Origin of the sequence: Aeromonas sp. sif2416 (assembly GCF_019218665.1) — a bacterium.
Classification (GTDB): Bacteria; Pseudomonadota; Gammaproteobacteria; order Enterobacterales; family Aeromonadaceae; genus Aeromonas; species Aeromonas encheleia.
The window spans coordinates 22,391-39,543 of sequence record NZ_JAHUXC010000018.1 but is presented as its reverse complement, the minus strand read 5'-3'; the positions used below and the strand labels follow the sequence as shown (position 1 = coordinate 39,543).

15 protein-coding genes are annotated in these 17,153 nt (G+C 63.2%); 6 read left to right on the top strand and 9 right to left on the bottom strand.

Annotated elements, in window-relative coordinates:
- Positions 1-256 precede the first annotated feature (256 nt).
- Complete coding sequence (locus KW821_RS20885) at positions 257-796, top strand: gamma carbonic anhydrase family protein (protein WP_218292770.1); 540 nt, start codon at positions 257-259, stop codon at positions 794-796.
- A gap of 83 nt (positions 797-879) precedes the next feature.
- On the opposite strand, the gene polA is transcribed toward KW821_RS20885, so the two are convergent.
- Positions 880-3,648, bottom strand: a complete 2,769-nt coding sequence (polA, locus tag KW821_RS20880) for a DNA polymerase I (RefSeq protein ID WP_218292769.1) — start codon at positions 3,646-3,648, stop codon at positions 880-882.
- A gap of 400 nt (positions 3,649-4,048) precedes the next feature.
- On the opposite strand from polA, the gene elbB reads away from it, so the two are divergent.
- Entirely contained in the window at positions 4,049-4,699 is a 651-nt protein-coding gene (gene elbB, locus KW821_RS20875) for an isoprenoid biosynthesis glyoxalase ElbB (RefSeq protein WP_042655047.1), read from the top strand.
- 73 nt (positions 4,700-4,772) lie between these two features.
- On the opposite strand, the gene KW821_RS20870 is transcribed toward elbB, so the two are convergent.
- The 4 genes from KW821_RS20870 to KW821_RS20855 all read right to left on the bottom strand — a co-directional run bounded on the left by KW821_RS20870 (position 4,773) and on the right by KW821_RS20855 (position 8,231).
- On the bottom strand, positions 4,773-4,982 hold the full coding sequence (locus tag KW821_RS20870) for a cell division protein ZapB (protein ID WP_042655046.1): 210 nt from the start codon (positions 4,980-4,982) through the stop codon (positions 4,773-4,775).
- A 247-nt stretch (positions 4,983-5,229) separates the two neighbouring features.
- Complete coding sequence (locus KW821_RS20865) at positions 5,230-6,510, bottom strand: hypothetical protein (protein ID WP_218292768.1); 1,281 nt, start codon at positions 6,508-6,510, stop codon at positions 5,230-5,232.
- A 21-nt stretch (positions 6,511-6,531) separates the two neighbouring features.
- A complete protein-coding gene (gene cysE, locus KW821_RS20860) occupies positions 6,532-7,311 on the bottom strand; it encodes a serine O-acetyltransferase (protein ID WP_042655044.1) in 780 nt (259 codons plus the stop codon).
- An 8-nt stretch (positions 7,312-7,319) separates the two neighbouring features.
- Positions 7,320-8,231, bottom strand: a complete 912-nt coding sequence (locus KW821_RS20855; protein ID WP_218292767.1) for a cation diffusion facilitator family transporter — start codon at positions 8,229-8,231, stop codon at positions 7,320-7,322.
- 86 nt (positions 8,232-8,317) lie between these two features.
- Here KW821_RS20855 and KW821_RS20850 point away from each other — a divergent pair, with 86 nt between their 5' ends.
- The 3 genes from KW821_RS20850 (at position 8,318) to trmL (ending at position 10,916) form a co-directional block, all read left to right on the top strand.
- On the top strand, positions 8,318-9,010 hold the full coding sequence (locus tag KW821_RS20850; protein ID WP_218292766.1) for a response regulator: 693 nt from the start codon (positions 8,318-8,320) through the stop codon (positions 9,008-9,010).
- Between the two features lie 4 nt (positions 9,011-9,014).
- The gene (locus KW821_RS20845) at positions 9,015-10,370 is read left to right on the top strand and encodes an ATP-binding protein (RefSeq protein ID WP_042655041.1); all 1,356 of its coding nucleotides are present in this window, start codon (positions 9,015-9,017) and stop codon (positions 10,368-10,370) included.
- 81 nt (positions 10,371-10,451) lie between these two features.
- Positions 10,452-10,916, top strand: coding sequence for a tRNA (uridine(34)/cytosine(34)/5-carboxymethylaminomethyluridine(34)-2'-O)-methyltransferase TrmL (trmL, locus tag KW821_RS20840; RefSeq protein ID WP_042655040.1), 465 nt, complete (start codon positions 10,452-10,454; stop codon positions 10,914-10,916).
- A gap of 61 nt (positions 10,917-10,977) precedes the next feature.
- Here the strand turns inward: trmL and dinF are convergent, their stop codons facing one another.
- From dinF to lexA, 4 genes are all read right to left on the bottom strand, one after another.
- Entirely contained in the window at positions 10,978-12,357 is a 1,380-nt protein-coding gene (gene dinF, locus KW821_RS20835; protein ID WP_218292773.1) for an MATE family efflux transporter DinF, read from the bottom strand.
- Positions 12,358-12,379: 22 nt separating this feature from the next.
- Positions 12,380-13,006: an SCO family protein gene (locus tag KW821_RS20830; RefSeq protein WP_218292765.1), complete on the bottom strand. Its 627-nt coding sequence runs from the start codon at positions 13,004-13,006 to the stop codon at positions 12,380-12,382.
- Between the two features lie 199 nt (positions 13,007-13,205).
- On the bottom strand, positions 13,206-13,496 hold the full coding sequence (locus tag KW821_RS20825; protein WP_218292764.1) for a hypothetical protein: 291 nt from the start codon (positions 13,494-13,496) through the stop codon (positions 13,206-13,208).
- 379 nt (positions 13,497-13,875) lie between these two features.
- A complete protein-coding gene (gene lexA, locus KW821_RS20820; RefSeq protein WP_042655037.1) occupies positions 13,876-14,502 on the bottom strand; it encodes a transcriptional repressor LexA in 627 nt (208 codons plus the stop codon).
- Positions 14,503-14,716: 214 nt separating this feature from the next.
- Between lexA and plsB the strand changes: the two genes are divergently transcribed.
- Positions 14,717-17,140, top strand: coding sequence for a glycerol-3-phosphate 1-O-acyltransferase PlsB (gene plsB / locus KW821_RS20815; RefSeq protein ID WP_218292763.1), 2,424 nt, complete (start codon positions 14,717-14,719; stop codon positions 17,138-17,140).
- Positions 17,141-17,153: the final 13 nt, after the last annotated feature.

Sequence of the window (17,153 nt, the reverse complement as noted above, 5' to 3'; positions counted from 1 at the left end):
CTCAACCGCCTTCTCGAGTCAAGCCTTATTTTCAGAGGCTTTATCGAGGCACCGACCGGCTTGTTTGCGTTGCCGCTTGCCCTGTCGATGGAGGCGCATTATAGGGAGTAGAAACTTTCTGGCAAGCCCTCAACGGCAATAAAATTGCAAAAATCGGCACTTATTTAGTTATTCATATCCAACCACAGCTTTTGTACAACCTTATCCACAGAAAGGGCCTTCGATTGCTAGAATGGCCGAAAACAAGGAGGCCAAGATGGACCTGAGACTGAGACCTTACAAAGGAAAACGCCCGCAACTGGGCAAACGAGTATATGTGGATCCCTGTGCCACTCTGGTGGGTGATATCGAGCTCGGCGACGATGCCAGCATCTGGCCCCTGGTGGCGGCGCGCGGAGACGTGAACCACATCCGCATCGGCGCCCGCAGCAACGTGCAGGATGGCACAGTGCTGCACCTGAGCCGCAGGAGTTCCGGCAATCCCGATGGCCATCCGCTGTTGATAGGTGATGATGTGACCGTGGGCCACAAGGCCATGCTGCACGGCTGCACCATAGGCAACCGGGTGCTGGTCGGCATGGGGGCCATACTGCTGGATGGGGTGGTCGTGGAGGACGAGGTGATGATAGGTGCCGGCAGCCTGGTGCCACCGGGCAAGCGGCTCGAGTCAGGCTTCCTCTATATGGGCAATCCCGTCAAGCAGGCGCGGCCGCTCAAACCGGCCGAGCTCGCCTTTCTGAAGATCTCCGCCGATAACTACGTGCTGCTCAAGGATGAGTATCTGCAAGAGGCCTGAGGCAGACAGAGAACAGAAACAAGAAGCCCGGCATGCTGCCGGGCTTCTCTGCTTATATAGCTAGCCAATCACTATGGTCAGGATCAGTGGGCCTGATCCCAGTTGTCGCCGGTCCCGGCTTCCACCACCAGCGGCACATGCAGCTCGGCGGCGGCCGACATCTTCGCCTTGATGATGGCGACATACTCTGCCAGCTTCTCCTCGCGGATCTCGAACACCAGTTCATCGTGCACCTGCATCAGCATGTGGATGGAGTCATCCGTGATGCCACGGAGCCAGCCATCGACGCCGATCATGGCGCGCTTGATGATGTCGGCGGCCGTGCCCTGCATGGGGGCGTTGATCGCCGCCCGCTCGGCGCCCTTGCGCAGACCGGCGTTGCGGGACTTGATGTCCGGCAGGTAGAGGCGACGACCGAACAGGGTCTCGACATAGCCCTGCGCCTCCGCCTGCTGGCGGGTGCGCTCCATGTAGTCGAGCACGCCGGGATAGCGCTCGAAGTAGAGATCCATGTACTTCTGCGCCTCGGCGCGACCGATCCCCAGCTGCTTGGCGAGGCCGAAGGCGCTCATGCCATAGATCAGGCCGAAGTTGATCGCCTTGGCGCTGCGTCGCATGTCGGTGGTGACCGCATCCAGCGCCACCCCAAACACCTCGGCCGCGGTCGCCTTGTGGATGTCCTTGCCTTCGGCAAAGGCGGTCAGCAGCCCCTGGTCACCGGAGAGGTGCGCCATGATCCGCAGCTCGATCTGGGAATAGTCCGCCGCCACCAGCTTGTAGCCAGCGCTCGGGATGAAGGCCTGCCGGATGCGGCGCCCCTGCTCATTGCGCACCGGGATGTTCTGCAGGTTCGGATCGGTTGAGGAGAGCCGGCCGGTCGCTGCCACCGCCTGATGATAGGAGGTGTGCACCCGCCCGGTCTGGGGCTTGATCATCAGTGGCAGCTTGTCGGTATAGGTGGACTTGAGCTTGGCCAGGCCGCGGTGCTCCATCAGCAGGCGCGGCAGATCGTAGTTCTCCGCCAGCTCGGCCAGCACCTCTTCGGCGGTGGAGGGGGCGCCCTTGGGGGTCTTCTTGAGGATGGGCAACCCCAGCTTGACGAACAGGATCTCGCCGAGCTGCTTGGGTGAGGAGAGGTTGAACTCCTGCCCGGCCAGTTCGTGTGCCTGCCGTTCCAGCTCCGCCAGACGCACCTCTATTTCCTGGCTCTGCTGGTGCAGCAGCTTGGGATCTATGGTGGTACCCAGCAGCTCCATCCGTGCCAGCACGGGCAGCAGGGGCAACTCGATCTCGGTGAATACCTTGGCCAATTCAGGCAGCTTGCTCAGCTCGCCCCAGAGGGTCTGATGCAGGCGCAGGGTGATGTCGGCATCTTCGGCCGCATAGGGCGCGGCTTGCTCCAGCTCGATCTGATTGAAGGTGAGCTGCTTGGCCCCCTTGCCGGCGATCTCTTCGAACGAGATGGTCTCGACGCCCAGATACTTCTTGGCCAGGGAGTCCATGTCGTGACGGCTGGCGGTGGAGTTGAGCACATAGGATTCGAGCATGGTGTCGAAGGCGATGCCCTGCAGATCGATGCCGTGGTTCTGCAGCACGTTGCGATCGTACTTGAGGTTCTGACCGACCTTGAGGCGGGCCGGATCTTCCAGCAGCGGCTTGAGCTTGCCCAGCACCAGGGCTTCGGTCAGCTGCACCGGCGCCCCCAGGTAGTCGTGGCCGAAGGGGACATAGGCCGCCTTGCCCGGCTCGATGGCAAAGGAGACGCCGACGACCCGCGCCTCCATATAGTCGAGACTGGTGGTCTCGGTGTCGAAGGCAAACAGCGGGGCGGCGTTCAGCCGAGCCAGCCAGTCATCAAATTCGCCCTCGTCCAGGATGCAGCGATAATCGGTCTCGATGACGGCGGCGGCAGCCGGCTCCTCATCCGCAGCATCCTGACTCACACTGCCTGTGCTGCCAGCACCTTCGTTATCGGACTCCAGCTCCTTGATCAGGTTGCGCAGTTCGTACTCGCGATAGACTTCCAACAAGGACTCCTTGTCGATCGGGCCCAGTTGCAACTGCTCCAGCTCCTGCTCCAGCTCGACGTCGGTCTTGATGGTTGCCAGTTGATAGGAGAGACGAACCTGCTCTTCCTGCTCGCGGAACTTGTCGGCAAACGCCTTGGAGCCACGGAAGCCGAGGGCGGCCACCTTGTCCAGGTTGGCGGCGATCTGGTCTATGCTACCGATCCCCTGCAACAGCGCCTGCGCCGTCTTCTCGCCCACCCCGGTCATGCCGGGAATGTTGTCCACCTTGTCCCCCATCAGGGCCAGGTAGTCGATGATAAGCTCCGGCGGCACGCCAAACTTCTCGATCACCCCCTCCCGGTCTGTGGTCACGTCCTTCATGGTGTCGATCAGGGTGACGTGATCGGAGACCAACTGCGCCATGTCCTTGTCACCGGTGCTGATGAGCACCGGCAGCTGTTTCTCGGTCGCCTGGCGAGCCAGGGTGCCGATCACATCGTCGGCCTCGACCCCTTCGACCATCAAGAACGGGAAGCCCATCGCCTTGATCATCTGGTGGATGGGGGCGACCTGGCTGCGCAGATCGTCCGGCATGCTGGCACGGGTCGCCTTGTACTCGGGGTAGATGTCGTCGCGGAAGGTCTTGCCCTTGGCGTCGAACACCACGGCCACATGGCAGTCGGGGTATTGTTTGCGCAGGCTGCGCATCATGTTGGCCATCACCCGGACGGCGCCGCTCGGCAAACCGGTCGATGTGCGCAGATCGGCCTGCTGGGAGGCGAAGAAGGCGCGGTAAAGATATGAAGAGCCGTCGACCAAGATAAGGGGATTGCTAGGGGCCATGAAATCGTCCTGCCAGGAATAAACAGCCGTTAGGATGCCACAGGGCCCGCATCACACCAAGGGGCGGGGATCCAGCCTCAGGCGGCCAGATGGAGGGTCGGCGCTGTGGATAACTCTGTGCTCAAAAATGGGGGCTCGTTAGACCCATTGTGACAAAGCTGTGCGTAAATTATAAAAACAACATATAAAACATGATCTTGAGATCGCAAAAACCGATCATCTCAAAATTGAAATGATCTCGATCAATGTGGAAAAAGATTTAAGGGAGTCAATACGGCAGGATCCGAAACGAAACAATCCTAGCACAGCGAGATGACTTGACCAGCGGAGGGCCAGCGATAACCATACAAAAATACAACAATCTACCCTGGCTCACATTTTCAACAACGAGGAGTCTGCCATGAAAAAAGTGGCCGTGATTTTGAGTGGCTGCGGCGTCTTTGACGGCACCGAGATCCACGAGGCCGTCATCAGCCTGCTGGCGCTGGCCCGCCAAGGTGCCGTGACCCAGTGTTTCGCGCCGAACGTGCCGCAGTTGCATGTCATCAACCATCTGACCGGTGAGGTCAGCGCCCAGGAGAGCCGCAACGTGCTGGTCGAGGCGGCCCGGATAGTGCGTGGCCAGATCCGGGACGTGGCCGAGCTGGATGCGGCCGACTATGACGCCCTGCTGCTGCCCGGTGGCTTCGGCGCTGCCAAGAACCTGTGCGACTTCGCGATCAAAGGCGCCCACTGCCAGATCCAGCCGGATGTACTCAGGGCGTGCCAGAGCTTTGCCGCCGCCCGCAAACCGGCGGCCTATATCTGCATCGCGCCGGCCATGATCCCGCTCATCTACGGAGCCGGCACCCTGACCACCATAGGCACCGACGAGGCGACCGCCAATGCCATCGAGGCCATGGGTGGCAGCCACCTCAACTGCCCGGTCAACGAGTTCGTGGTGGATCAGGAGCGCAAGGTCATCTCGACCCCGGCCTATATGCTGGCGCAGAACATCGTCGAGGCGGCCGATGGCATCGAGAAGACGGTCAAGCAGTTGCTAGCGCTCTGATGCCTCCCTTGCCATAAACAAACGGGCCGCTCATGGAGTGGCCCGTTTTCAATCTTGTCTGTCAGCGCAGGGATTAGATGGCTTCGCCCATCTGCTCCATCTTGCCAAGCAGGGCGCGCAGACGCTCTTGCCAGGCAACGTGCTCGTTGCGCAGCTGATGGTTCTCGTCTTGCAGCTTGCTGTTTTGCTCTTTCAGCTCGTCCAGCTCCATCTTCAGCAGGGAGATGTTGTCGACGGCGGATTGGACTTTGGATTCGAGTTGCTCAAGGACTTCTAGTGACATAGTTGCATACCTGTTTGTTCAATTGCGATGCCCTACAGCGGGCGATCAAGCGCGTGGAGCCAGCATACCCTGAGGGCATTGGCACAAACAAGCCGGTGCGTTGCAAAATGCGCCTTCCCTGCCGGTATTGTCTAAATATGCGTCGGTTTTTCTCGCAGGCCGCGGCGCCGCAGACACAAGGCCGGCTCCAGGGCACGGCGGCGGTCCTCATGGCGCCGCCGGCCAGAGGTGCCACTTGCTGCCGGCATCATCCGTGCAGGGCGATAAATGCCCCCAGCAACAGGCAGGCGACCCCGTACATCAGCAGACCGTAGAGCAGGTTCCAGCGCAGCAACAGCCCGGCGCTCAGGTTGTAGCGCGACGCCAGCGCCAGGTTGGAACCGGACAGCGGACTGGTGCCGGTGGCCAGCCCCCACCCCAGCAGGAAGCACATGCCGAGCAGGCTGGGATCCGGGGCCAGTGGCCACAGCAGGGGGGCCAGCCCGGAGATGCTGATGAGCGGGTGCACCCCTATGATGGCCACCAGGAAGATCAGCAGCAGGGTCAGGCAGGCCTCCAGCCAGCCGAAGTGATTGAACAGCGGCAGGCCGTGGCCACCGCCGACATCGATCACCGACAGCGCGCTGTTGATGCCCGCCGCCAGCAAGCCGGCCCCCAGGAACAACACCAACTGACCGCCGATGGCGGGGAAGCGCTCCACCACCTGCCGCTTGAGAGCCGCCCCCCGCCCGGCATGGGGCATGAACAGCAGCGCCAGCAGCGGTGCCACCAGCGCGATCACCGCCAGGATGCTGAGCTGGGGCCAGAGCCGGTTGATCAGCAAGACCAGCAGCGCCAGGGTCACCGGCAACCCCAGGGTCTGCAGCCGCAGCGGGTAGCCCGCGAAATCCGCCACGCCGAGCCGCTCCACCTGCCAGGCCGTCAGCCCCATCGCCAGCAGCGCGGCGACCACGCCAAACGGCAGTATGCTCGACAGTTGCAGACCTGGGGCATAAGTGAGCGCCACCGCCATGGCGACGAAGAAGGGAGACCAGAAGGCGGCCGCGCAGAAGATCCGGCTCAGCACCATCACCTGGCGCCGCTCCAGGGTGCCATTGCGCTCCAGTCGATCGCCGATGATGAACAGCACCGAGAGGTTGATGACGGCCCCGAGCAGATTGAGGCTGGCCATGGTGCTCCACAGCCCTTTGCGACCCGACCAGGAGCTGGTGCCGGTCAGCAGACCGGAGGTGGCGAGGTTGAGGGTGCTGACGGCGGCAAACATGGTGAGCATGTTGATGTTGGGCAGCAGCCAGTCGCCGGCGCTGAGACTGGCTCCGCGCCACCAGGAGAAGATCAGCAGCAAGAGCGCGGCACCATAGAGGGCCAGGGCCTGACGCCGTGCGGCGCCCACCAGCCAGGGCCAGGTGAGCAGGGAGGCTGCCCAGGCGGCGATGGCCGCCGGCCAGGGAGAGAAGCCCAGATAGAGATGCAGCAGGTTGAGCAGCCACATCCCCAGGATCAGATAGCCTGACCAGCGCTTGACCATGGTACCGCCTCGGTCAGGGGATCAGAGACACTGATCCATGTCCAGCGAGGGCTTGTCGCACTCGGGGCGACCCACGATCTTGGCCGGCACGCCGGCGACTGTGGTGTGGGGTGGGACCGGGTTGATCACCACGCTGCCGGCACCTATCTTGGCGCCGACCCCCACCTCTATGTTGCCGAGCACCTTGGCACCTGCCCCTATCATCACCCCTTCCCGGATCTTGGGGTGGCGATCGCCACTCTCCTTGCCGGTCCCGCCCAGGGTCACGCTCTGCAGGATGGAGACATCGTCCTCGATCACCGCCGTCTCCCCGACCACTATGCCGGTGGCGTGGTCGAACATGATGCCCTTGCCGATCCGCGCCGCCGGGTGCACGTCGACCCCGAACACCACGGAGATCTGGTTTTGCAGATAGAGCGCCAGCGAACGACGACCCTGGCGCCACAGCCAGTTGGCCACCCGGTAGCCCTGCAGGGCATGAAAGCCCTTGAGGTAGAGCAGCGGCGTCGAGAAGAGATCGACCGCGGGATCCCTGTCCTGCACCGCGCAGATGTCGGCGGCCACCATGGCCAGCAACTCGGGCTCGCTGCGCAGGGCCAGCTCGATCACCTCACGCAGGGCGATGGCCGGCATAGTGGTACTGTCGAGCTTGTTGGCCAGCTGAAAGCTGAGCGCCGAGCGCAGATCCTGATGATTGAGAATGGTGGAGTGAAAGAAGCTGGCCAGCATGGGCTCCTGGGCCGCCATGCTCTGTGCTTCCAGCTGAATTTTTTGCCACGTTTGGGCAACCAGATCATCCATGTTGCAGCCTACTGTTGTTCAGGGTGAGGGCCTTGTTGTTCTTTTGTCAGCACCGAGATGGGGTCCATGTGGATAATCACATCCATCCGCTCAAATGACTGGCGCACGGCCAGCTCAGCCTCGTCGGCTATCTGATGGGCCTTGACCAGGGGCAGCTGATCATCCAGTTCCAGATGCAGCTGCACGAACCGGGTCGGCCCGGATTGGCGGGTACGCAGATCATGGACACCGTGTACCCCCTCCACGGCACAGCAGAGCGCCATTATTCTCGCTTGTTCTTCCTCTGGCAACTGACGATCGAGCAGCGCCTGTACCGATTCGTAGCCGATCTGGACGGCCCCCCACACCAGGAACAGGCCGATCAGGATGGCAAACAGGCCGTCGGCCCAGAACCACCCCTGCCCCGCCAGCACCAGCGCCAGCAGCACGCCGGCGTTGAGCAGCAGATCGGAACGGTAGTGCAGCATGTCGGCCTTGATGGCCACGCTGTTGGTGCGCTGCACCACCCAGCGCTGGAAGCCGACCAGCAGCAGGGTCAGCAGGATGGAGCCAGCGCTGACCCAGAGCCCGGCCTCCAGCCGCTGCACCGGCACCTGATTGAGCAGGGAGGAGATGCCGTGCATCACCAGCAGCAGGGCCGAGCCCGAGATGAAGGCCGACTGGATGAGGCCCGCCAGCGACTCCGCCTTGCCGTGGCCGAAGCGGTGCTCGTTATCCGCCGGGGCCAGGGCATAGCGGATGGCGAACAGGTTGATGAGGGAGGCGCTGACGTCCATCAGGGAGTCGGTCAGGGAGGCGAGCAGACTGGACGAGTCCGTCATCAGCCAGGCGATCAGTTTGCCGGTGATCAGCAGGCTGGCTGTGGCGACCGCCGCCATGCTGGCCAGGGTGACCCAGCGAGAATATTGTTGTTGGCTCAAAACCGGCTTTCCTCTGGCGCGTAAAAATTTATTATACCCTGACCCGGGCGTCAGTCTGACGCGCAAAATCAGTGGAATGATTCCAGATGAATAAAATACTCCTGGTCGACGACGATCTCGAGCTGACCCAGCTGCTCACCGAAATCCTGACCCTGGAAGGGTTCCAGGTCACGGTCGCCGAAGATGGCGAGGAGGGCCTGCTGCGGCTGGCCGAGCAGGAGTTCGATCTGGTGCTGCTGGATGTGATGATGCCCAGACTCAACGGCTTCGCCATGCTGACCCGGCTGCGCAAGCGTCATGACACCCCGGTGCTGATGCTGACCGCCCGCGGCGACAGCCAGGACAGGGTCAACGGGCTGGAGGCCGGCGCCGATGACTACCTGGCCAAGCCGTTCGACGATCGCGAGCTGCTGGCACGGGTGCGCGCCATCCTGCGCCGCACCCAGACCCTCTCCCCCCAGCGCGGCGCATCGGACGAGCTGCGCTTCATGGATCTGGTGCTGCAGCCCGGCCTGCAACAGGCCCGCTGCGACGATCAGTTGCTGGAGCTCACCGCCACCGAGTTCGGCCTGCTGGAGTGCCTGCTGCGCAGCCCGGGCCAGATCGTCAGCAAGAATCTGCTGTCTGAACAAGTGCTTGGCAAGAAGCTTGAGCCCTTCGATCGCGCCATCGACATGCACCTGAGCAATCTGCGCAAGAAGCTGCCGGAGCGCAGCGATGGCCAGCCCCGCTTCAAGACGGTGCGCGGCCGCGGTTACCTCTGGCTGGAACAGGCCTGAGCCGATGAACAGCAACCGCTCCTTCGGCGGCCTCTCCACCCAGATCTTCCTCTGGTTCTGGTTCATGCTGCTGGTCGTGCTGGCGGCCGTGGTCATACTGCCGACCCTGGATCCGCGCAACATCATCCCCCTGCCAGAGCATGAAGTGTCCAGGATGAACAACAATCTCAGGGCGTTGCAGGCGGGCATGGATCCGGACCAGGAGTTCGATCTGTCCAAGGCCATCGAGTCCGCCGGACTGCTGCCGGTGGACAACGTCTACCTGCGCGATGCCAAGGGGCAGATGCAGTCCACCGCCCACCTCAGCAAGTTCGTCATCCGCTTCATGCTCGATGCCGACAACCCGGCCAAGCCCATGCTGGGGAGCGAGCACAAGCGGGCCATCGCCGGCCCCTTCCAGATGAAGCATCACGGCCAGACCTATCATGTCTACTTCGGGCTCAACGTCGAGAACTCCTACCTGTTCCTGTTCATCCAGATCCTGGATCATCCGATCCAGATCCTGGGCATCGCCATGCTGGTCAGCACCCCGCTCTGCCTGTTGCTGGCCTGGCGGCTGACCCGCCCCATACTGCAGTTGCAGCAGTCGGTCTCCCGGCTGGCGGAGGGCAACCTGGAGGCGCAGATCCCCAACCTGGGGCGGCGGGACGAGATTGGCCAGTTGGCGGATCACGTCAGCCACATGGTGGATACTCTCAAGAGCATGATCCAGAAGCAGAAACAGCTGCTCTCCGACATCTCCCACGAGCTGCGCAGCCCGCTCACCCGCATCCAGCTGGCGCAGGCGCTGATCCGTCGCAAGCAGGGGGACAGCAATGAGCTGGCACGGATCGAGACCGAGATAGCCCGGCTCGACAAGCTGATCGGGGATCTGCTGGATCTGTCGCGAGTACAACAGCATGTGGAGGCCCCGGTGCTGCTGCCCCTTGCCGATCTGCTGGAGCCCATCCTGGACGATGCCATGTTCGAGGCCAACCAGAACGGCAAGCAACTCAGGCTGCCGCCACTGCCGGCCGAATCCCTCAAGATGTGGCCGGATCTGCTGGCTCGCGCCCTGGAAAACCCGCTGCGCAACGCGCTCAAATATGCCCGCGAGTTCATCAAGGTGGACTGGTATCCGGAGGGGCGGGAGTGGGTGATGACCATCCGGGATGACGGCCCAGGCGTGCCGGTGGCACAGCAGGCGCAGCTGTTCCTGCCCTTCTTCCGGGTCGACGATGCCCGCAACGCCAAGACCGGCGGCACCGGCCTCGGGCTGGCCATCGCCGCCGAGGCGATCCAGCGCCATGGCGGCACCATCCGGGCCAGCAGTAATCAGCCGAACGGGCTCGTCATCACCATCCGCCTGCCCATGGCGTGAGACAGCCCTTTTCATCCCGACGGGCGCTGGTTATGCTGGCGCCCTTTTCGCCCCAATCTCGGCCCCCATCAGGATCCCGTCATGCTCGACATCGTGCTCTATCAACCGGAAATCCCGCCCAACACCGGCAACATCATCCGTCTCTGTGCCAATACCGGCTACCGGTTGCACCTGATCGAGCCGCTGGGATTTGAATGGGATGACAAGAGGGTCAAGCGGGCCGGCCTCGACTACCACGAGTTTGCCGAGGTGAAGCGCTGGTCGGACTATGAGAGCTTCCTGGCGGCCGTGGCGCCGACCCGGGTGTTTGCCTGTACCACCAAGGGGCGCACCGCGCACTCGGCGGCACAGTTTGCGCTGGGGGATGCCTTGCTGTTCGGGCCTGAGAGCCGGGGTCTGCCTGCGGATCTCATCGAGAGCCTGCCGTTCGAGCAGCGCCTGCGCATCCCCATGCTGCCGCAAAGCCGCAGCATGAACCTAGCCAATGCGGTCTCCGTCTTCGTCTATGAGAGCTGGCGTCAGTTCGGCTACGAGGGCTCGCTCTGAGTCGATGCCTGCGCCGGGCCGCAGCCGCTCAGACGCTTAATCGACGCCACCTGACAAAGCATCAGCCGCGGCTCGCGGGCTCGGCGGCATGCCCCTGACCCAGCAGGCGCCCGTCGGACTCCATCCGCCAGCATAGCCAGCCAAGGGTCAACCCCCTCCCCGCCATCAAGGCCGCCATGGCGGCCCACAAGGCCGCCACACCCCAGGCCTGGCACAGCCACCAGACCGGAAAGAAGCCGCAAAACGCCGCTACCAGCATGCTGTTGCGCATCTCGCGGGCGCGGGTCGCACCGATGAAGACCCCGTCCAGCAGGAAGCACCAGACCGCCAGCATCGGCATGACGATCAGCCAGGGCAACTGGCGGTTCGCCTCGGCGATCACCGCCGGGATGTCGGTAATCTGGGCGATGAGCCGCTCTCCCCCCAAGGCGAATGACAGGCTAAAGCCGAGGGCGATCAGCAGGGCCCAGCCCAGGTTGAGGACAATGGCCTCCCGCAGCCCCTGTCGATCCCGCCGCCCTATGGCCCGGCCCACCATGGCCTCCACCGCGTAGGCAAAGCCATCCAGCCCGTAGGAGATGAGCATCAGGAAGTTGAGCAGCACCGCGTTGGCGGCCACCGCCACATCCCCCAGTCGCGCCCCCTGCAGGGTCATGAAGGCAAAACAGAGCTGCAGGCAGAGGGAGCGGATGAAGATATCCCGATTCAGGCCGAGCAGGCGCCGCAGCGCCGGCCACTGTCGCCAGCGCTGCCAGGCCCCCTGCCACACGTCGGCGGACAGATGGCGCAGTTGGCGGCTCACCAGCCAGAGTCCCACCCCCAGCGCACCGTAGTCGGCCAGCAACGAGGCGGCGGCGACCCCCTTGACCTGCCAGCCCAGCCCCAGCACGAACCAGGCGTCCAGCAGCATGTTGATGAGGTTGCTCAGGATCAGCAACAGCATGGGGCTGCGGGCATCCTGCATCCCCAGCAGCCAGCCCATGATGACCAGGTTGCACAGCGCGGCCGGGGCACTCCAGATCCGCACCGACACGTATTCCCCGGCATAACCCTGCACCTCGGGCGAGCCGCCACTGAGCGCGATGAGCGCCGGCAGGAAGGGCAGCAACAGGAGCAGCAGTGCGCTGCCCAGACCAATGGCCAGACCCAGCGCCCGCGCCAGGGTGTCCAGCTGCCCCTCGGCGCTGGCGGCGCCATGGGCCTGGGCGGTCAGCCCGGTGGTGGACATGCGCAGAAAACCGAGCAGCCAGAAGAGGAGGTTGATGAGGGTGGCGCCGACCGAGACGCCACCGAGGAACCAGGCCTGGCCGAGATGACCGATCACCCAGGTGTCCACCAGCCCGAGCAGCGGGGTGGTGATATTGGAAAACACCATGGGCAGGGCCAGGGCAAACACGGCCCTGTGGCGCCGGGGATCCCGCAGCCAGGGCGGGATCAGCATGAGCAGGGCCACTGTTGGAGCATCATTCGTCGGCCAACCGCACTATCCTGCCAAAATCGGTGACCAGGGTCGTCATCGCCACATGGGGCACCTGCCCATCCACCATCAGGGGACGGAACACCGCCACCAGCTTGCCCTGCGGGTCGATCAACACGATGGAAGCCGAGTGGTCGATCAGGTAGTCCTTGTCCCCGCTCTCCGCCATGGAGTAGACGAGGCCAAGGTTGCGCACGAAGGGGAACAGATGGTTGTGGGGACCGGTGGCGGCCTTGAACTCCGGCTGGAAGAAGGCGGTATAACGCTTGAGGCGGGCGCTGTCATCCCGCTGCGGATCCGCCGAGACGAAGACCACCTGGCTGCTGGGGGCGATTTTTTTCAGCTCAGGATAGACGGAGCGCAGATCCGCCAGCGTGGTCGGGCAGATGTCCGGGCAATAGGTATAACCGATGAACAGGAAGGTCCAGTGGCCACTCAGGCTGTCCGGGGTGAAGGCCTGCCCCTCGGCGTCGGTGAGCGTGAAAGGATTGATGTCCCGGCCCTGTGCGTAGTAGTCCGCCTGCTCGGGCAGGGCGGGCTGGCTCCAATGGTAGGCAGCCATCATGCCGCCGACCAGCAGCAGGAACAGCAGGGGGTAACGAGGTTTAACCATATAAAACAAAGCCTTGCTAGTCTAATCAGCCGAAGAAAGGGCTAAATGAATGGCTATTGTAACCCGCTCGACACCCTTTTTGGCTACCCAAGGTCCGGATAGCGGTCTGGCGGAGGCTCGACAAGAGGGGGAAGCAGGCTGGGCGGACTAGAAAGCAGAAGCCCCATATTGGATGGGGCTCCCGATCGATCCGGGCAATTCAGGGGCGCCGTCTGTGCTGTGCCTGCGCACGCTTGGCAACGGCGTGCAGCGGCACGACCGGGGCCGTCCAGGGGGCATCCGGCAGCCCCATGTCATGGTGGCGGCGAAACAGCCGCACCAGACGGACTATCTTGTCCTTGGGGCAGCCCAGCCAGATGGTCCAGCCATCGCCCTTGTGATAAACCCAGAGCGCATAAAACCACGTCATCCGGCTGCCCTTGATGAAGCGGGTAATGGAAGATGCGGGCGCTGCGGCCAGACCCGGATCCCATGGCGAGCTTGAAGCCATACCTGTCCTCCTTGCTCAACAGGTCACGCCAACCAGCCCCCAGGACACCCCAAGACACTGTCGCGTGCTGACTGTACGAGTCGCTCCGGGCCCTTGGCTCGCTCGATGTGCGAGCGCCCGAAGACTCTCCCTTCTATCCCGCGCCGCCTCGGCGCAGCGCCAGTGATGCATGCTCGCGGCCTTATGCTGGCCACTCAGGCAACCATCCGGGCCATCGCTGGTACCCAGCGCTGGCGCACCGGGCCTTATCAAAGGATATATCCGAAATGCCCGCCGTGCGGCGGTGAGATGGAGACAAAAATGGCAGTCATCAGGGAGGACGCGAGCTAGCGGGGAAAAACGGTCAAAACGAGACGGCCTCCCGCAGGAGGCCGTGCCGTTACATCCAGTCGGCGTTGCGGATCACGCCGACGGCCAGACCTTCGATGGTGAGGTGCTGGCTGGAGAGATCCACCTCGATGGGGGAGAGCTCTTCGTTCTCCGGCAGCAGCCACACCTGGCTGCCCTTGCGCTGGAAGCGCTTGACGGTGACATCCTCATCGAGGCGAGCCACCACCACCTGGCCATTGCGCACCTCCTGGGTCTTGTGCACCGCCAGCAGGTCGCCATCCATGATGCCGATGTTCTTCATGCTCATCCCCTGCACCCGCAGCAGGAAGTCTGCCCGCGGATGGAACAGGGCGGGATCCACCTGATAGTGGCTCTCTATGTGCTCCTGGGCCAGGATCGGCTCACCGGCCGCAACCTTGCCGATCAGCGGCAAGCCGCTCTCTTCCGGCGCGACTTCCTCTTCCTCGAGCAGCAGCCTGATACCGCGGGAGGTACCGGGCATGATCTCGATGACCCCTTTCTTGGCCAGGGCCTTCAGATGTTCCTCGGCCGCATTGGCCGACTTGAAACCAAGCTTCTGGGCGATCTCGGCACGAGTCGGCGGCATGCCGGTCTCGCTCATGTTTACCTTGATCAGCGCCAGCACTTCGGCCTGGCGGGGGGTAAGAGGTTTCATAGGATTGGCACCTGTTTTTTTATACAGCACACTGGCAGTATATACAGTGCTGGGGCCAAGGCAAGGCGTTGCTGACATTTGTCCCATCCTTGTCGCACTTCTTGCCAGGAAATAGACCATTCTTGATCCTGCACAGCCACTCATCGTACCTCTCGGCGACAAGCCAACGGTGATTTGTTATGCTCACGCCGCATTTTTTGGAGAGCAGACACCCATGTCCATAGGACAAAACATTTCCAGAGCCATACTGCAATGGCCTATCAGCGGCTTGGTCAATCACAAGAGCCTGCCGGAAAACCCCATTACAGAACTGAACCTGGACCCGGCCAGACCCATTGTCTATGCCCTGAAAACCAGCTCGATCACCGATCTGATGACGCTGCAGCAATGCTGCGAGGATCTCGGTCTGCCCGGTCCCTTCACCCCGCTGGAGCTCGGTGGCCAGCTGCTGCCGCGCTACGTCTGCCTGGATCGTCCGCCTCCCCTGTTCGGCAAACGCAACAAGCCACTCCCCTTCTTGCAAGAGTTTCACCAGCTGCTGGATCTGCACAAGCAGGATCCGGCGCTGGATATCCAGGTCGTGCCCGTCACCCTGTTCTGGGGCCGCGCCCCGGGCCGCGAGGGCGAAGAGGCCTCCGGCTGGAACATCATCAGCAGCCTGGCCCCGAACCGGCTCAAGAAGGCGATGATCGTGATCCTCAAGGGACGCGAAAACCTGGTGCGCTTCTCGCCGCCGCTCTCCCTGCGCCATATGGCGGACAAGCACGGCACCGACGAGGCCATAGCCCACAAGCTGGCGCGGGTGGCCCGCACCCACTTCAGCCGCCAGCAGCTGGCGGCGACCGGCCCCAAGCTGCCGAACCGCAACCTGCTGTTCAAGCAGTTGCTGGATTCCAGCGTGATCCAGCAGGCGATCGAGGAAGAGGCCCAGCGCGAGGGCATCAGCCTGGAGAAGGCCCAGAAGCGCGCCCACGGCTACATGGACGAGATCGCCGCCAACTTCTCTTTCCGGTTGATCCGGCTCGGCGAGACTTTCCTCGGTTGGCTGTGGAACAAGCTCTACCGCGGCCTGTCGGTCAACGGCGCCGAGCGGGTGCGCCAGCTGGCGCAGGAAGGCCACGAGATCGTCTACGTGCCCTGCCATCGCAGCCACATGGATTACCTGCTGCTCTCCTACGTCATCTATCACCAGGGCATGGTGCCGCCCCACATCGCGGCCGGCATCAATCTCAACTTCTGGCCGGCGGGCCCCATCTTCCGCCACGGCGGCGCCTTCTTCATCCGCCGTACCTTCAAGGGCAACCCGCTCTACAGCACCGTATTCCGCGAATACCTGAATCTGCTGTTCGCCAAGGGCTACTCGGTGGAGTTCTTCACCGAGGGCGGGCGTTCGCGCACCGGGCGCCTGCTGCCGCCCAAGACCGGGATGCTGGCCATGACACTGCAGGCCATGATGCGCGGGCTGGACAGGCCGGTGACCCTGGTCCCCGTCTATCTCGGCTATGAGCACGTGATGGAGGTGAACACCTACCACAACGAGCTCAAGGGCAGCCGCAAGGAGAAGGAGAGCTTCCTGCAGGTGCTCGGCATACTGCGCAAGCTGCGCAACTACGGCCGGGGCTTCGTCAACTTCGGTGAGCCGCTGACCCTCAACAACTACCTCGGCGAGCACGTGCCGCACTGGAAGGAGAGCATCGGCAAGGAAGAGCGCCCCGAGTGGATGGCGCCCACCGTCAACCGGCTGGCCGAGCTGCTGATGACCCGCATCAACGATGCCGCCGCCGTCAACGGCCTGACCCTGAGCGCCCTGGCGCTGCTGGCCGCCGAGCGCCACGCCCTGACCCGCGACGAGCTGCAGGCGCAGCTCAACACCTATCTGGACCTGCTCAAACAGGTGCCCTACAGCCCCCAGAGCACCCTGCCGGATGAGGATGCCAGGACCCTGCTGGATCAGGCGATGGAGCTCAACAAGTTCGAGGTGAGCGAGGACAAGCTGGGCCAGATCATCAGCCTGGACCGCTATCAGGCGATCCTGCTGACCTACTATCGCAACAACATACTGCACCTGTTCGCCATGCCGTCCCTGGTCGCCACCCTGATCGAGCGCTGCGAGGGGATCTCCCGCAGCGAGATCGTCGCCCGCTGCGTCGACATCTACCCGTTGCTCAAGACCGAGCTGTTCCTGCGCTATGAAGAGGAAGAGCTGCCGGAGCTGATCGATGCCCTGCTGGGCGAGCTGCAACGCCAGCAGCTGATCGAGGCGCGCGACGGCGGCTACTGGGTCAACCCGGGCAACCAGATGCGCCTGCTGCTGCTGGCCGAGAGCATCCAGGAGACGCTGCAACGCTACGCCATAGTGTTGACCCGGGTGCTGGCCCAGCCCTATATCGAGGCGGAGCAGCTGGAGGCGGACGGCCTGATGATGGCGGAACGCCTCGGCACCCTGCACGGCATCAACGCCCCCGAGTTCTTCGACCAGAAGCTGTTCAGCACCCTGATCCACAGCCTGCGCAGCGAAGGCTATCTGGACACGGGTTGCAAACCGGATCTGGGCCGCTTCCAGGCGCTGGCCGACAACATAGTGCCGCTGCTCAGCACCAAGATCCGGCGGACGATAGAGGCCGGCAACCGGCCCTGAGGCCGCCGCCCGG

Excerpts from the sequence above, each read along its gene's own strand:
- polA (WP_218292769.1), bottom strand. The coding sequence starts at position 3,648 with ATGGCCCCTAGCAATCCCCTTATCTTGGTCGACGGCTCTTCATATCTT.
- KW821_RS20885 (WP_218292770.1), top strand. The coding sequence starts at position 257 with ATGGACCTGAGACTGAGACCTTACAAAGGAAAACGCCCGCAACTGGGC.
- trmL (WP_042655040.1), top strand. The coding sequence starts at position 10,452 with ATGCTCGACATCGTGCTCTATCAACCGGAAATCCCGCCCAACACCGGC.
- KW821_RS20865 (WP_218292768.1), bottom strand. The coding sequence starts at position 6,510 with ATGGTCAAGCGCTGGTCAGGCTATCTGATCCTGGGGATGTGGCTGCTC.
- cysE (WP_042655044.1), bottom strand. The coding sequence starts at position 7,311 with ATGGATGATCTGGTTGCCCAAACGTGGCAAAAAATTCAGCTGGAAGCA.
- KW821_RS20830 (WP_218292765.1), bottom strand. The coding sequence starts at position 13,006 with ATGGTTAAACCTCGTTACCCCCTGCTGTTCCTGCTGCTGGTCGGCGGC.
- dinF (WP_218292773.1), bottom strand. The coding sequence starts at position 12,357 with ATGCTGATCCCGCCCTGGCTGCGGGATCCCCGGCGCCACAGGGCCGTG.
- KW821_RS20825 (WP_218292764.1), bottom strand. The coding sequence starts at position 13,496 with ATGGCTTCAAGCTCGCCATGGGATCCGGGTCTGGCCGCAGCGCCCGCA.
- lexA (WP_042655037.1), bottom strand. The coding sequence starts at position 14,502 with ATGAAACCTCTTACCCCCCGCCAGGCCGAAGTGCTGGCGCTGATCAAG.
- KW821_RS20845 (WP_042655041.1), top strand. The coding sequence starts at position 9,015 with ATGAACAGCAACCGCTCCTTCGGCGGCCTCTCCACCCAGATCTTCCTC.
- elbB (WP_042655047.1), top strand. The coding sequence starts at position 4,049 with ATGAAAAAAGTGGCCGTGATTTTGAGTGGCTGCGGCGTCTTTGACGGC.
- plsB (WP_218292763.1), top strand. The coding sequence starts at position 14,717 with ATGTCCATAGGACAAAACATTTCCAGAGCCATACTGCAATGGCCTATC.
- KW821_RS20850 (WP_218292766.1), top strand. The coding sequence starts at position 8,318 with ATGAATAAAATACTCCTGGTCGACGACGATCTCGAGCTGACCCAGCTG.
- KW821_RS20870 (WP_042655046.1), bottom strand. The coding sequence starts at position 4,982 with ATGTCACTAGAAGTCCTTGAGCAACTCGAATCCAAAGTCCAATCCGCC.